The sequence below is a fragment of the Clostridium sardiniense genome, from assembly GCF_016907995.1.
In the GTDB taxonomy this organism is placed as follows: domain Bacteria; phylum Bacillota; class Clostridia; order Clostridiales; family Clostridiaceae; genus Clostridium; species Clostridium sardiniense.
In genome coordinates this window covers 1-13,891 of sequence record NZ_JAFBDA010000031.1, presented here as the reverse complement: position 1 = coordinate 13,891, position 13,891 = coordinate 1, and the positions used below count along the sequence as shown (strand labels likewise).

The 13,891-nt window shown below is 29.9% G+C and carries 13 protein-coding genes and 1 rRNA gene; 8 read left to right on the top strand and 6 right to left on the bottom strand.

Translation table 11 applies throughout. The annotated features are described in order from the left end of the window. Positions 1–7: 7 nt before the first annotated feature. The 6 genes from mnmE to rpmH all read right to left on the bottom strand — a co-directional run bounded on the left by mnmE (position 8) and on the right by rpmH (position 3,747). Complete coding sequence (gene mnmE, locus JOC62_RS17045) at positions 8–1,387, bottom strand: tRNA uridine-5-carboxymethylaminomethyl(34) synthesis GTPase MnmE (RefSeq protein ID WP_204596481.1); 1,380 nt, start codon at positions 1,385–1,387, stop codon at positions 8–10. Between the two features lie 159 nt (positions 1,388–1,546). Then, entirely contained in the window at positions 1,547–2,170 is a 624-nt protein-coding gene (jag, locus tag JOC62_RS17040) for an RNA-binding cell elongation regulator Jag/EloR (protein ID WP_204596480.1), read from the bottom strand. A 38-nt stretch (positions 2,171–2,208) separates the two neighbouring features. Continuing rightward, complete coding sequence (yidC, locus tag JOC62_RS17035) at positions 2,209–2,973, bottom strand: membrane protein insertase YidC (protein ID WP_204596509.1); 765 nt, start codon at positions 2,971–2,973, stop codon at positions 2,209–2,211. Between the two features lie 24 nt (positions 2,974–2,997). Continuing rightward, entirely contained in the window at positions 2,998–3,207 is a 210-nt protein-coding gene (gene yidD / locus JOC62_RS17030) for a membrane protein insertion efficiency factor YidD (protein ID WP_204596479.1), read from the bottom strand. Then, positions 3,179–3,553 (bottom strand): ribonuclease P protein component, encoded by a 375-nt coding sequence (rnpA, locus tag JOC62_RS17025; protein ID WP_204596478.1) that lies wholly within the window; start codon positions 3,551–3,553, stop codon positions 3,179–3,181. The genes yidD and rnpA overlap by 29 nt, the downstream gene beginning before the upstream one ends. A 59-nt stretch (positions 3,554–3,612) precedes the next feature. Next, on the bottom strand, positions 3,613–3,747 hold the full coding sequence (gene rpmH, locus JOC62_RS17020) for a 50S ribosomal protein L34 (protein WP_204596477.1): 135 nt from the start codon (positions 3,745–3,747) through the stop codon (positions 3,613–3,615). Positions 3,748–4,301: 554 nt separating this feature from the next. On the opposite strand from rpmH, the gene dnaA reads away from it, so the two are divergent. From dnaA to JOC62_RS16980, 8 genes are all read left to right on the top strand, one after another. Beyond that, positions 4,302–5,663, top strand: coding sequence for a chromosomal replication initiator protein DnaA (gene dnaA / locus JOC62_RS17015; protein ID WP_204596476.1), 1,362 nt, complete (start codon positions 4,302–4,304; stop codon positions 5,661–5,663). 284 nt (positions 5,664–5,947) lie between these two features. Further along, on the top strand, positions 5,948–7,048 hold the full coding sequence (gene dnaN, locus JOC62_RS17010; protein WP_204596475.1) for a DNA polymerase III subunit beta: 1,101 nt from the start codon (positions 5,948–5,950) through the stop codon (positions 7,046–7,048). 64 nt (positions 7,049–7,112) lie between these two features. Continuing rightward, positions 7,113–7,319, top strand: coding sequence for a S4 domain-containing protein YaaA (yaaA, locus tag JOC62_RS17005; protein WP_204596474.1), 207 nt, complete (start codon positions 7,113–7,115; stop codon positions 7,317–7,319). An 87-nt stretch (positions 7,320–7,406) separates the two neighbouring features. Further along, the gene (gene recF / locus JOC62_RS17000) at positions 7,407–8,492 is read left to right on the top strand and encodes a DNA replication/repair protein RecF (protein WP_204596473.1); all 1,086 of its coding nucleotides are present in this window, start codon (positions 7,407–7,409) and stop codon (positions 8,490–8,492) included. 15 nt (positions 8,493–8,507) lie between these two features. Then, the gene (gene remB, locus JOC62_RS16995) at positions 8,508–8,768 is read left to right on the top strand and encodes an extracellular matrix regulator RemB (RefSeq protein ID WP_204596472.1); all 261 of its coding nucleotides are present in this window, start codon (positions 8,508–8,510) and stop codon (positions 8,766–8,768) included. Positions 8,769–8,819: 51 nt separating this feature from the next. Continuing rightward, positions 8,820–10,730: a DNA topoisomerase (ATP-hydrolyzing) subunit B gene (gene gyrB / locus JOC62_RS16990; RefSeq protein WP_279381528.1), complete on the top strand. Its 1,911-nt coding sequence runs from the start codon at positions 8,820–8,822 to the stop codon at positions 10,728–10,730. 22 nt (positions 10,731–10,752) lie between these two features. After that, positions 10,753–13,293, top strand: a complete 2,541-nt coding sequence (gene gyrA / locus JOC62_RS16985) for a DNA gyrase subunit A (RefSeq protein WP_204596471.1) — start codon at positions 10,753–10,755, stop codon at positions 13,291–13,293. Between the two features lie 517 nt (positions 13,294–13,810). Continuing rightward, positions 13,811–13,891 (top strand): 16S ribosomal RNA (locus JOC62_RS16980); the annotation flags it as partial.

The window sequence follows — 13,891 nt, the reverse complement described above, 5'->3', positions numbered from 1 at the left end:
CTTCCTCCTATTTTCCTACACAGAATTCGCTGAATATCTTATTAACTAAATCCTCTTCAAGCTCTGCACCTGTTATTTCACCTAGTGCTCTTAATCCTGAAGTTACATAAATAGAAATTAAGTCTAAAAATTCGTTCATTTTCAATCTATTCTGTGCTATTTCGCAATTCTCTAATGCTCTATATAATGCTTGCTTATGTCTACTATTTGTAATTATTAAGCTTTCATTATCTACTTCTCCATTAAAGAATAACTCTTTAATTTTTAATTTTAAATCTTCTATTCCAAAGCCAGTCATGGCTGATATCTCAATAAAGTTATCTAATCCATTTAATTCTTCTAATTGAAGTTTACGTTCTAAATCCACCTTATTTAATAATACTATTGTCTTTTTATTCTCTATTGATTTAATAATTTCCCTATCTTCATCATCTAAAGGTCTTGAAGTATCAAGCATCAATACAACTAAATCAGCTTCTTCTAATTTTTCTTTTGATCTTTCAACTCCAATTTTTTCTACAACATCTTCAGTCTCTCTAATACCAGCAGTATCAGTAATCTTTACTGGTATTCCTCCAAGATTAATATACTCTTCTATTACATCTCTTGTAGTTCCTGGTATATCTGTTACAATAGCTCTCTTTTCTTGAAGAAGTGCATTCATAAGCGATGATTTTCCGACATTAGGTTTTCCTATTATCGTCATTTTAAGGCCTTCTCTTATAATTTTACCTTCATTTGCACCTTTTAATAACTTATTCATATCAGTTATTGCTTTATCAAGACTCTCTGAAACCCTCACAGGAATAGTTTCATCTGGCTCCTCATCATCTTCTGTGAAATCTACATCATACTCAATAAGTGCAAGTACATCAAGAAGATAAGCTCTAAGCTTATTTATTTCCTGGGAAAGTGAACCTCCACTTTGCATAACTGCTGATTTCATAGCTAAATCTGTCTTTGCAGTTATAATATCCATTACTGCTTCTGCTTGGCTTAAGTCAATTCTTCCATTTAAGAATGCTCTTTTAGTAAATTCACCAGGCTCCGCAATTCTAGCTCCACTTTTAATAACTTCCTCAAGAACTCTATTAGTAGAAACAACTCCCCCATGACAATTTATTTCTACAACATCTTCAGCTGTAAAGCTCCTTGGCCCTTTCATGTAGCTTATTATAACTTCATCTATGACTTCATCACTTATACTATCAATAATATTACCGTATTTCATAGTATAAGTCTTCATATTATTTATATCAAAATTCTTCTTGCCTCTAAATATACGTCCAACAATTTCTAATGCTTTATTTCCTGAAACTCTTATAATTGCTATTCCACCTTCACCTTGCGCAGTAGCAATCCCGCATATAGTATCAAACTCTTTCATTATTATCCTCCTTAGAAGTTAATTCCTTCTATATAGTATAACCAAAACAAAACTAATATCAATTTTACAGAAATATATTTAATAAGTCAAAGCTATATATTGCTTGTTTTGATTTATTAATACAGTTTAAAAAAAGAAAGCCAAAAACTTGGCTTCCTTTTACTTATTTAATGCTACTACAACTCTTCTAAAAGGTTCATCACCTTCACTGTAAGTACATACAGTGTCATTTCCTTGTAATGCAGCATGTATTATTCTTCTTTCATATGGATTCATTGGTTCTAGTTTAAAAGGTCTTCTGCTTTTATTTACTTTATTAGCCGTTTTTAAAGCAACTCGCTTTAAGGTTTCTTCTCTTTTAGCTCTGTAGTTCTCAGTATCTAAAACAACCTTTTTATAAGGAATATCATGACCTTTATTAACTACTAAAGATATTAAGTATTGAAGTGAATCTAAAGTTTCTCCTCTATATCCAATTATTAATCCCATCTTTGGACCAGTTAAATCAACATTTATTATGTCATTCTCTTCATTAATCTTTACTTCAGCTAAAATTCCCATAGAATCCAAAACATCTCTAATAAATTTATGAGCATCTTCTATATAATCTCTTTTTACGGTAACTTTAACCTTTGCAGGTTTATTTCCTATAATATTAAAAAATCCCTTAGAACCTTCATCTATTACATCGATTATAACCCTATCTTTAGTAACGTTTAATTCTTTTAAAGCACTATTTACTGCTTCATCAACATTTTTACCTGTTACTTCAATGAATTTCATATACCATATTCACCACTCTCATATAATACTACTCTATATTACTTCTTTTTCTTCTTCTTATCGTATTCTTCTGGCATTACAAATCTGTTCTTTTTATCAACTCTTGCACTTTCTTCTGCTTCTTGTTCTTTTTTTGTAGCCATTACTGGCTTAACATTTAAGAAATAAGTTTGTACTAATTGATAAATTCCACCTACTACCCAATAGATAACTAGTAATGAAGGGAAATTAAGTGACATGAATCCCATCATTAATGACATACCAATATTCATTGGCATCATATTCATTCCTGATGATTCTGCTGCTGGATTTGCTTTTGTCATTAAATATGACGGTATAAAAGTACTAAGTGCCGCTAATACAGGTAGTATATATAATGGATCTTTTCCTGCAAGATCAGGTAACCATAAGAATGATACTCCTTGGATTCCCTTAATATTCATAAATGTATAGTAAAGAGCCATTAATATTGGTAGTGGAATTAACATTGGTAAGCATCCACCTGTCATACTAATATTATTCTCTTTGTAGATCTTCATCATTTCCGCATTTGCTTTTTGAGGATCATTTTTATATTTTTCTTGAATCTTCTTCACTACAGGTTGGAATTCCTGCATTTTTCTTGTTGATTTTATTGATTTTATACTAAACGGTAATACTGCAGTTTTTATAATTACTGTTAGAACTATAACTGCTAATACATATGCCCAACCTGGATCTGTTACCCCAACAGAAATGATTAGTTGATGTAATTTATCAAATACGATAGTAAAGAAATCAGTTATCGGCTTAAATAATGTCATCATATTCTTTTATCCTCCCATACTCTATTTAACAGGATCATATCCACCTTTGCTAAAAGGATTACACCTTAAAATTCTCCAAACTGCCATAAGGCTCCCCCTAAAGGCACCGTGTTTTTCAACTGCCTCTATAGCATATTGCGAACAAGTTGGCACATATCTGCAACAAGGATTTTTTAAAGGCGATATATTCTTCCTATAAAATCTAATTAGATTTATTACTACTTTCTTCATTATATAGGCCTGCTTTCTTAAACAAATTCATCATAGCTCTTTCGACCTCGTTAAAACTTTTATCCTTCATATTATTTCTAGCAATAAATATGAAATCAAAGCCCTTTTTAATAGAAGCTTCATTTAATCTGTAACTTTCCATAATTAATCTCTTACTTCTACTTCTTACTACACTATTTCCGACTTTCTTACTAACAGAAACCCCTACTTTATTATAAACTTCATTATCTGAATTCTTATTATTTCTATTATTATAAGTATATAATACCAGAAGATTATTCGCTAAAGACTTTCCTCTTCTATATACCATTCTAAACTCATTATTCTTTTTTAATCTGTATATCATGGGTATTTAATACTCCTTTTTTCCTACATTGTAGAAAAAAGGCCACTAAAGTGCGGCCCTTATGCTGTTAATTTTTTTCTACCTTTTTGTCTTCTCTTTCTAAGAATGTTTCTTCCTGATGAAGTCTTCATTCTCTTTCTGAAGCCATGTTCTTTTTTTCTTTGTCTTTTTTTAGGTTGGTATGTCATGAACATTTACACTACACCCCCTTCAATTTTTAAAATTTATATAGCGAAATAACTATACTTCTCTATTTTATTTTAGATTTACTTTATCATTATATATATATACCCCTATTATGTCAAGAATATAGCTTTTTGTTGATAATTCCATTAAGTATATTAGAAAAATTGTGGATAACTTATTGAATCCCCTTATTTACTTATGGTATCATAAATAATGTATTGTGAATAACTTGTTCTTAAACAGAACTTATCCACAGCTGTGGATATATCTGTTGATAACTTGTTCTTTTTTTCTTGATAACCTACGTTATGGCTAATTTTTTTTGCTATAATAGGCATATTTACTAGAATTTAAGATACTAAAAGTTTATTTCATTATATATGTGGATAACTTATATTTAAAATTATACTCCACATATTTATTAACATGTGAATAATTTAATATACATATATTTTAAAAATATTATTTTTGTTAATAATATGTTGATATACTGTTATTACAATGTTATTAACATAATTTTCTTAATAAAAAATAAAAAAAATTTTTGACTGGAGGATTAGAAATGGATGCAGAGCTGAAAGAATTATGGGAAAAAACACTGAATATTATTAAGGGAGAACTAAGCGAGGTCAGCTTCAATACATGGATTAAAAGTTGCGAACCTATTTCTATGTCTTCAGATACTATAAAAATCAGTGTTCCTAACGCCTTCACTCAAGAAATACTTGAAAAAAGATATAAAGATTTAGTTGCGAATTCTATAAAAGCTATTTGTTCTAAACTTTATAACATTGAATTTTTAATAGCTTCTGAAATTCAAAATACCGAAGAAGAGCAATCTGAAAAAAGACAAAAGAAAATAAAAGATGATAAAAAGGTTATAGTTAATGATGAGATGAATACTAATCTTAACCCTAAATATACTTTTGATTCTTTCGTAATAGGTAATAGTAATAGATTCGCTCATGCAGCATCTTTAGCAGTTGCTGAATCACCTGCTAAAGCATACAATCCTCTATTTATATATGGAGGCGTAGGACTTGGTAAAACGCACTTAATGCATGCTATCGGTCATTATGTTTTAAAAAATAATCCAAGTGCCAAAGTTGTTTATGTGTCATCTGAAAAATTTACTAATGAGCTTATAAATGCTATAAAAGATGATAAAAATGAAGAATTTAGAAATAAATATAGAAACGTAGATATTCTTCTAATAGATGATATTCAATTTATAGCTGGGAAAGAAAGAACACAAGAGGAATTCTTCCATACATTTAATGCTCTACACGATGCAAACAAGCAAATAATTCTATCATCTGATAGACCACCAAAAGAAATACCTACATTAGAGGATAGATTACGCTCTAGATTCGAATGGGGTTTAATCGCTGACATTCAAGTTCCAGACTTTGAAACTAGAATGGCTATATTAAAGAAAAAGGCAGATGTAGAAAAATTAAATGTAGCTAATGAAGTTATGGTATATATAGCAACTAAAATTAAATCAAATATTAGAGAACTTGAAGGCGCATTAATAAGAATAGTAGCGTATTCATCTTTAACTAATAGAGAAATAACTGTTGATTTAGCTTCAGAAGCATTAAAAGATATAATTTCTAAGAAGCAAGGTAAACATATAACTATAGAAATTATACAAGATGTAGTTGCAAGCTACTTTAACTTAAGAATTGAAGATTTAAAATCCCAAAGAAGAACTCGTAATGTATCTTATCCAAGACAAATGGCTATGTATCTAAGTAGAAAGTTAACTGATATGTCTCTTCCAAAGATCGGTGAAGAATTTGGTGGTAGAGACCATACTACTGTAATACATGCTTATGAAAAAATCTCTGATAATTTAAATAGAGATGAAAGTTTACAACATACAATTGAGGATTTAACCAAAAAACTGACACAAGGGTAATTTTTTTTCTCTTATTGTACAATTGTCAACAATTGTTGATAATAACTATATAACAATATGTGGATAAACATAAAATTTAAATTACGTGTGGATGACTGTGGATAAGGTATACTTTTAGTTACTAACTTATCCACACTATTTTTTTATAAAATGTTGTTGGTTTTACTGGCCTAAGGATAGTTATCAACAATTCCACAGCCCCTACTACTATTATTACTATAAATTTTATATTTATCTAACTAAATAAACTAATCTTATCTGTGAATAAATAAGGAGGATCTTAAATGATATTTATATGTGAAAAACACAAACTACAAGAAGGTATCTCAATAGTACAAAAAGCTATTACTGGTAAATCAACAATGTCAGTACTAGAAGGTATCTACATAAATGCAAATAAAGATGGATTAACTTTAATTGGATCTGATATGGATGTAAGTATAGAAACTAAAGTTAATGCTGATGTAATGAATGAAGGTAGCATAGTTATAGATGCTAAAATATTTGGTGAGATAATACGTAAATTACCAAATTCAGAAATAAAAATTGAAACTATGGATAATGATACAGTTCAAATAACATGCGAAAAATCAGTATTTAACGTAGTTTATATGAATTCTGATGAATTCCCAGAACTTCCAAAATTAAATGAAAATATGAAAGTTGAAGTTCCTCAAAATATATTAAAAAATATGATAAAATGCACTTCTTTTGCTATAGCTCAAGATGAAACAAGACCAATACTTCAAGGGATTCTATTTGAAGTTAAGGATAGAACATTAAATCTTGTGGCATTAGATGGATATAGATTAGCAATTAAAAGTGAATATTTAGATAGTGACTTTGATATAGAAATTGTTATTCCTGGTAAAACTTTAAATGAGGTATCAAAAATATTAGAAGATGTTAATGATTTAGTTCAAATAACATTTACAAATAACCATATTTTATTTAACCTAAACAAAACAAGAATAATTTCTAGATTACTAGAAGGAAAATTCGTAAATTACAAATCTTTATTACCTGAAGAGCATAAACTTTTAGTTACTGTAAAAAAACAAGATCTTCAAAATGGTATTGAAAGAGCTTCCTTAATGGCTAAGGATGGTAATAATAACTTAATAAAATTAGAATTCCAAGATGAGGCTTTAGTTATAACTTCCAATTCTCAATTGGGAAAAGTTAGGGAAGAAGTTGGAATAAATCTGCAAGGTGATAAAATACAAATTGCATTTAACTCAAGATACTTAATCGATGTTTTAAAGAATTTTGAGGAAGAGGAAGTTGTTATGGAAATGACTTCAAGTGTAAGTCCTTGTATAATTAAATCAAAAGAGGCTGATAATTATAGATACCTAGTATTACCAGTTAGATTAATAAGATAAAAAAAGGAGGCGATAGAATGCATAAATATACGGAATTTTATGCATTTTATCAAACTATAGAATTATGAAAGAAATTAATATTAATACAGAATTTATAAAATTAGATGCATTTCTAAAGTGGGCAGGTATTGCTTCATTAGGATCAGAGGCAAAAATTTACATACTAGAAGAAATGGTAAGAGTAAATGGAGAAGTTTGCACTCAAAGAGGAAAGAAACTAAGAAGTGGAGATATAGTCAATTTTGAGGAAGAGGACTATAAAATAGTATAATTGGATTAATTGGACTGTAAATATCTATAGAACACAAAAATAAGCTTTTATTCTTTTAATATGATATAATTGAATGGGTGTTTATAAATGTATGTAAAAAAGCTTAAATTAATAAATTACAGAAATTATGAAAATTTAGAAATAGACTTAGGAAGACATGTCAATGTATTTATGGGAGATAATGCTCAAGGTAAGACTAATATCTTAGAGGCCATTTATTATTGTGGTTTTGCTAAATCTCATAGAACTTCAAAAGACAGGGAGCTTATTAGTTGGAATGGAGACATATCATTTTTAAGTGTAAGTGTTGGAAAAGATAGATTAGATAAAAAGATTGATATTAACATCCTAAAAGACGGCAAAAAAGTTATTAGAGTTAATTCTATAAAGATAAATAAAATTGGAGAATTATTTGGAACATTTAATGTTGTTATGTTCTCACCAGAGGATTTAAAAATAATTAAAGATTCTCCTGGTATCAGAAGAAAATTTATAGATATGGAACTATGTCAATTAGATTCTAAATATTACTATAATTTAGTTCAGTATAATAAAGTTATGAATGAGAGAAATATTGTTCTAAAGAATAGAAATCTTGATTTAGATATGTTAGATATATATGATATGCAATTAGCTAGCTTCGGCTCATATATAATTGAGAGAAGATTAACATATTTAAAATCTTTAAATCAGTATTCTGAAGATATACATAAAGAAATTACTTCAGGAAAAGAAAAGATAGAATTTAAATATAATTCTACCATAAGAAATCTTGATAATATCCAAGATGAGTTCTATGAAACATTAAGAAAAAATAGAAAGCGTGATGTAGATAAAGGAATTACTAGTCACGGACCTCATAGAGATGATTTCTCTGTTTATATAAACAACGTTGACACAAAGAGCTTTGGATCTCAAGGTCAACAGAGAACGGCAGTACTTACAATGAAGTTTGCATCCTTGAGGATTATAAAAGAAATAACCGGAGAATATCCAGTTTTATTATTAGACGATGTATTATCTGAATTAGATTTTAATAGAAAAAGATATGTTTTAAGGTCTATTGGCGAAATACAAACTATAATAACATGCACTGGAATTGAAGATTTAAATGATTATTTAGATAAAGATTCAAAGTTATTTAAAGTTAAAGAGGGAATAGTCTCAATATAGAAGGAGGAATTCTAAATGTTTTTGCACTTAGGAGAGAATGTTGTAGTTCCTATAAAAGACGTTATTGGAATTTTTGATTTACAGACAACAATGTATAGTTCTGATACAATTCAATTTTTAAGAATGGCAGAAGAAGATGGATTTGTGGAAAGAATAACAAATGATAGACCAAAATCATTTGTTATAGCAGAAGTTGATAAGAAAAGAAAAATATATTTATCACCAATTTCTTCATCAACATTAACTAAAAGAACAGATTTGGAATATAATCCGTAAGTCCAATATACCTTCATTAAGACAATTCAAAATAATTTTTAGGAGGAATTTATGTTGGAACAAAATAAACAAAGCTATGATGATAGTCAGATACAAGTTCTTGAAGGCCTAGAAGCCGTAAGAAAAAGACCTGGTATGTACATAGGTACTACTAGTTCAAGAGGATTACATCATTTAGTTTACGAAATAGTAGATAATAGTATAGATGAAGCATTAGCAGGATACTGTAAGAATATTGAAGTTGTAATAAATGAAGATAATTCTATAACAGTAAAAGATGATGGAAGAGGTATGCCAGTTGGAATGCATCCTAAGATGGGAAAACCAACTGTTGAAGTTATAATGACAGTACTTCATGCTGGTGGTAAATTCGGTGGAGGCGGATACAAGGTATCAGGTGGTCTTCATGGAGTTGGTGCATCAGTTGTAAATGCACTTTCAGAAAACTGTTCTGTAACAGTAATGAGAGAAGGTAAGCTTTGGAAACAAACTTACGAAAAGGGAGCAGTTACTAGTGATTTAAATGTAGTTGGTACAAGTGAATCAACTGGTACTATAGTTTACTTTAAGCCTGATAGAGAAATATTTGATGAAATAGTATATGATTTTGAAATACTTTCTCAAAGGTTAAGAGAACTTGCGTTCTTAAATAAAGGCATAAATATAGTACTTAAAGATAAAAGATATGATAAAGAGCAAAGTTATCATTACGAAGGCGGTATTAAATCTTTCGTAGAATATTTAAATAGAAATAAGCAAGCGCTTCATGAAGAACCAATATATGTTGAAGGATTAAAAGACGACATAATGGTTGAAGTAGCTCTTCAATATAATGATGGGTATAACGAAAATATATTTACATTTGCAAATAATATAGACACTATTGAAGGTGGAACACATTTAGTTGGTTTCAAAACAGCTTTAACTAGAGTATTTAATGATTATGCAAAGAGATTTGGGCATTTAAAAGAGAATGATAAAAACCTTTCAGGGGATGATATAAGAGAAGGATTAACAGCTGTAATATCAGTTAAGATAGGAGAACCACAATTTGAAGGTCAAACCAAAACAAAGCTAGGAAATAGTGAAGTTAGAGGAATAGTTGATTCAATTGTTGGTGAAGGTGTTGGAATATTCTTAGAAGAAAATCCGACTATATCAAAACTTATAATTGATAAGGCATTAATGGCAGCAAGGGCGAGAGATGCAGCTAGAAAGGCGAGAGAGCTTACTAGAAAGACTGTTCTTGAGAGGTCAGCACTTCCAGGTAAACTTGCAGATTGTTCTTCAAAAGATCCAATGGAATGTGAAATATATATAGTCGAAGGGGATTCAGCGGGAGGTTCTGCAAAACAAGGTAGAGATAGAAAGTTCCAAGCAATTTTACCTTTAAGAGGTAAAATAATGAACGTTGAAAAGCAAAGGCTAGATAAGATTTTAAACTCAGATACAATAAGATCAATGGTAACAGCATTTGGAGCAGGTATAGGAAAAGATTTTGATATATCAAAAATAAGATATCACAGAATAATAATAATGACAGATGCCGATGTTGATGGAGCTCATATAAGAACATTATTATTAACATTCTTCTATAGATACATGAGAGAACTGATAGATGGAGGTCATGTTTATATAGCACAACCACCATTATATAAAGTTACAAAGTCTAAGAAAGATTTCTATGCTTATACAGATGGAGAACTTGATAGTATCTTAGAAGAGGTTGGAGGAAAAGATAATTCAACAAACATTCAAAGATACAAAGGTCTTGGTGAAATGAATGCAACTCAGTTATGGGATACAACAATGGATCCAGAACAAAGAGTATTATTAAAGGCAACAGTAGAAGATGCAATGGCTGCTGATGAAATATTTACAATACTTATGGGTGAAAAGGTTGAGCCAAGAAGAGAGTTCATTCAAGAAAATGCTAAGAAAGTAAGTAACTTAGACGTTTAGTACTAAATACGAGGTGAAGTACATGAGTTTTAATGAGGGAAAAGTAATACCCGTAGATATAAAAAACGAAATGAAGAAGTGTTACATCGATTATGCAATGAGTGTTATAGTTGGTCGTGCACTTCCAGATGTTAGGGATGGTTTAAAGCCTGTTCATAGAAGAATATTATTCTCAATGCATGAATTAGGATTAGCCCCTGAAAAAGGATATAGAAAATGTGCAAGAATTGTCGGTGAAGTACTGGGTAAATACCATCCACATGGTGATTCTTCAGTATATGATGCATTAGTTAGAATGGCCCAAGATTTCTCAATGAGATATATGCTTGTAGACGGTCATGGTAACTTTGGATCAGTAGATGGTGATAGCGCGGCTGCCATGAGATATACAGAAGCAAAAATGAATAAAATAGCAAGTCAAATGTTAAGAGATATTAGCAAGGATACTGTAGAGTTTATTCCAAACTTTGATGGTGAAGAAAAAGAGCCATCAGTATTACCTTCAAGGTTTCCTAACCTATTAGTTAATGGTTCATCAGGTATAGCAGTTGGTATGGCAACAAATATACCACCTCATAACTTAGGGGAAATTATAGATGGAACAATAATGCTTATAGATAATCCAGAACTTCAGATTCTTGATTTAATGACTGCTATAAAAGGACCAGATTTCCCAACAGCAGGAACTATAATGGGTAAATCAGGAATAAGATCAGCTTATGAAACTGGAAGAGGAAAGATTATAGTTAGAGCTGAAGCTGAAATAGAAGAAGAAAACAATAGACATAAAATTATTGTTACTGAACTTCCTTATCAAGTAAATAAAGCTAGACTTATAGAAAATATTGCTGATTTAGTAAAAGATAAAAGAATCAATGGAATATCTGATCTAAGAGATGAATCTGATAGAGAAGGCATGAGAATAGTAATAGAGCTTAAGAGAGATGCCAATCCAAGTGTAGTCTTAAATCTTCTATACAAACATACAAAGATGCAAGATACTTTTGGGGTAACAATGCTTGCTCTAGTTGATAATGAACCACAAATATTAAATTTAAAACAAGTATTATCACATTATATTAATTTCCAAAAGGATGTTATAACTAGAAGAACTGTATTTGAATTAAATAAAGCAGAAGCAAGGGCGCATATCTTAGAAGGATTAAGAATAGCTTTAGACAATATTGATGAAGTTATAAGTATAATAAGAAATTCAAAGACAACTGAAATAGCTAAGAATACTCTTATAGAAAGATTTAATCTTTCAGATAAGCAGTGCCAGGCTATATTAGAAATGAGACTTAGAAGACTTACTGGTCTTGAAAGAGATAAGATTGAAGAAGAGTATGCAGAACTTATGAAAGAGATTGAATACTTAAAATCAATTCTTGCAAGTGAAGAGAAGCTTCTTTCAGTAATTAAAGAAGAGTTATTAGAAATTAAAAATAGATATAATGATGAAAGAAGAACAAAGATTGAGAATAATGTAAATGAAATTGATGTTGAAGATTTAATTCAAGAACAAGAAATTGTTATTACATTAACTCATACAGGATATGTTAAAAGAATTTCATCAGATGTATACTCAGCTCAAAAAAGAGGGGGTAAAGGAATCCAAGCAATGTCCACTAAAGAAGATGATTTCGTAGAACATGTAATGGTAACTTCGACTCACTCAGATGTATTATTCTTTACTAATAGAGGTAGAGTATATAAATTAAGAGGATATCAAATACCTGAAGCAGGAAGAACTGCTAAAGGAACTAATATAATAAATCTTATACCTATAGAGCCCGATGAAAGAATAGAAACTGTACTTACTGTAAATGATGTGTATGAAAATGGATATCTATTTATGGGAACAAAGAATGGTATAGTTAAGAAAACAAACCTTACAGAATTCAAAAACTTAAGAAAGAATGGTCTTATTGCTATTAACTTAAGAGAAGGTGATGAACTTCTAAAAGTTAAGATGACAAGAGGAGATGCTAATATCATAATGGTGACTCAAAATGGTTTAGCTATTAAGTTTAATGAAGCAGATGTGAGATCTATGGGTAGAACAGCATCAGGAGTTAAGGCTATAAGTTTAGCAGATGATGATATGGCCGTATGTATGGACATAGCTGTTGATGATGAATATCTATTAGTAGTTAGTGAAAATGGATTCGGTAAGAGAACGCCAACTACAGAATATAAGGTTCAAAACAGAGGTGGTAAGGGATTATTAACTTATAAGATCAATGATAAGACAGGTAAGTTAGTAGGTGCTACTGTATGTAAGACTGAAGATGAGCTTATGATGATAAATACTAGTGGTGTTGCTATAAGGTTAAATATCGAAGATGTATCTGTAACAGGAAGAGCTACAATGGGAGTAAAATTAATGAGAACTTCAGACGAAGAACAAGTTGTAGTTATAACTAAAATTACTAGTGATGGCGATGAAGAAGATATTGATGAAGTTCAAACAGAATTAGGAATTTCAGAAGACGATGCTGAAGTTGTTTCTACTAATTCATTAGATGAATTAGTAAAAAGAGCAACTGAAGAAGAAGAATAGAAAATAATAAAGTCCTTGGAGAAATTTAGTCCTCCAAGGACTTATTTTTATATATAAAGGGAATTTTATAATTAAAATATAGTACTAAGAATCAAAATTCATAAAGGATTAGATAATTATAGTGATGTGAAGATAAAGATATTTAGCTAAAAACATAAAAATTAGACATAACCTTATCCAGGCGTGTCACTATTAGGAAAAATGATAAATAAAAAGAATAAAAGAGAAAACAAAGGTTAATATTATTAAAATGATATTTGTTATAATATGAGTGTAATCAGTTATATGCTATTATAAATCTCGTCGCTGATGACGGAACAACAACAACTAAACAAAACTTGAAAAAAAGTTTTAAAAAAGTTGTTGACAAAGTTTAGAAACGGTGATAAGATTTAATAGTCGCTTGAGGGCGACGAGATAAAATGGTCTTTGAAAATTGAACAGAATATATAAAACATTTAAACAACCAGCAATTCTTTTTACAAAAGTAAGTTTTATGAGTTAAAAGATTAAACTTTTTATTGAGAGTTTGATCCTGGCTCAGGACGAACGCTGGCGGCGTGCCTAACACATGCAAGTCGAGCGATGAAGTTTCCTT

Coding starts and splice junctions, on each gene's coding strand:
- gyrB (WP_279381528.1), top strand. CDS start 8,820: ATGTTGGAACAAAATAAACAAAGCTATGATGATAGTCAGATACAAGTT.
- jag (WP_204596480.1), bottom strand. CDS start 2,170: ATGAAATTCATTGAAGTAACAGGTAAAAATGTTGATGAAGCAGTAAAT.
- mnmE (WP_204596481.1), bottom strand. CDS start 1,387: ATGAAAGAGTTTGATACTATATGCGGGATTGCTACTGCGCAAGGTGAA.
- recF (WP_204596473.1), top strand. CDS start 7,407: ATGTATGTAAAAAAGCTTAAATTAATAAATTACAGAAATTATGAAAAT.
- dnaN (WP_204596475.1), top strand. CDS start 5,948: ATGATATTTATATGTGAAAAACACAAACTACAAGAAGGTATCTCAATA.
- yidD (WP_204596479.1), bottom strand. CDS start 3,207: ATGAAGAAAGTAGTAATAAATCTAATTAGATTTTATAGGAAGAATATA.
- remB (WP_204596472.1), top strand. CDS start 8,508: ATGTTTTTGCACTTAGGAGAGAATGTTGTAGTTCCTATAAAAGACGTT.
- rpmH (WP_204596477.1), bottom strand. CDS start 3,747: ATGTTCATGACATACCAACCTAAAAAAAGACAAAGAAAAAAAGAACAT.
- dnaA (WP_204596476.1), top strand. CDS start 4,302: ATGGATGCAGAGCTGAAAGAATTATGGGAAAAAACACTGAATATTATT.
- yidC (WP_204596509.1), bottom strand. CDS start 2,973: ATGACATTATTTAAGCCGATAACTGATTTCTTTACTATCGTATTTGAT.
- gyrA (WP_204596471.1), top strand. CDS start 10,753: ATGAGTTTTAATGAGGGAAAAGTAATACCCGTAGATATAAAAAACGAA.
- yaaA (WP_204596474.1), top strand. CDS start 7,113: ATGAAAGAAATTAATATTAATACAGAATTTATAAAATTAGATGCATTT.
- rnpA (WP_204596478.1), bottom strand. CDS start 3,553: ATGATATACAGATTAAAAAAGAATAATGAGTTTAGAATGGTATATAGA.